Source organism: Diaphorobacter sp. J5-51, assembly GCF_001023515.1.
Taxonomy (GTDB): Bacteria; Pseudomonadota; Gammaproteobacteria; order Burkholderiales; family Burkholderiaceae_C; genus Diaphorobacter; species Diaphorobacter nitroreducens.
Genome location: NZ_JSYI01000135.1, coordinates 1 through 983 on the forward strand (window position 1 = coordinate 1; position 983 = coordinate 983).

Sequence of the window (983 nt, forward strand, 5' to 3'; positions counted from 1 at the left end):
GCGCCAATGGCCGCGCCCAGCTTGTCCGCCAGCGGGGTCATGACTTCGTTGAACTTCTCGCTGCTGCCCAGCGCCCGGCCGCCCGAGACGATGATCTTGGCAGCGGTGAGTTCGGGCCGGTCGCTCTTGGTGACTTCGCGTCCGGCAAAGCTGCTCTTGCCGGCGTCGGCCACGGCGGCGGTGGTTTCCACCGCGGCGCTGCCGCCCGTGGCGGGCGCCGCGTCAAAGCCGGTGCCGCGCACGGTGATGACCTTGACGCTGTCCGCGCTTTGCACGGTGGCGATGGCGTTGCCCGCGTAGATGGGGCGCTCGAAGGTGTCGGCGGAGATCACTTTGGTGATGTCGCTGATCTGCGCCACGTCCAGCTTGGCGGCCACGCGCGGGGCGACGTTCTTGCCGCTGGCGGTGGCCGGGAACAGGATGTGGCTGTAGTTGCCGGCAATCTGCAGCACCTGGGCGGCCAGGTTCTCGGCCAGGCCGTCCTTCAGGCTGGCGCCGTCGGCGTGCAGGACTTTGGCGACGCCGGCGATTTGGGAGGCGGCCTGGGCGGCGGCCTGCGCGCCTTCACCGGCTACGAGCACGTGCACGTCGCCCCCGCAGGCGAGTGCGGCGGTGACGGTGTTCAGGGTGGCGGCCTTGAGGCTGGCGTTGTCGTGTTCTGCAATGACGAGTACGGTCATGTTGTTTCTCCTGTCCTGCCTTTAGATGACCTTGGCTTCGTTCTTGAGCTTGTCCACCAGCGTGGCGACGTCGGGCACTTTCACGCCGGCGCCGCGCTTCGGGGGTTCGGCCACCTTGAGGGTCTTGAGGCGCGGGGCCACGTCTATGCCGAGGTCTTCGGGTTTGACGGTGTCCAGCGGCTTTTTCTTGGCCTTCATGATGTTGGGCAGCGTGACGTAGCGCGGCTCGTTCAGGCGCAGGTCGGTGGTGATGACGGCCGGGGTGGTCAGTTGCAGGGTTTCCAGGCCGCCGTCGACTTCGCG

General features: G+C 67.7%; 1 protein-coding gene and 1 pseudogene. Both read right to left on the reverse strand.

Translation table 11 applies throughout. From position 1 onward, the window contains the following. On the reverse strand, positions 1–680 hold a 680-nt coding region (locus OX89_RS17050), incomplete at its 3' end, for an electron transfer flavoprotein subunit alpha/FixB family protein (protein ID WP_047351516.1). Positions 681–701: 21 nt separating this feature from the next. Beyond that, positions 702–983 (reverse strand): annotated as a pseudogene (locus OX89_RS17055) (electron transfer flavoprotein subunit beta/FixA family protein); the annotation flags it as partial.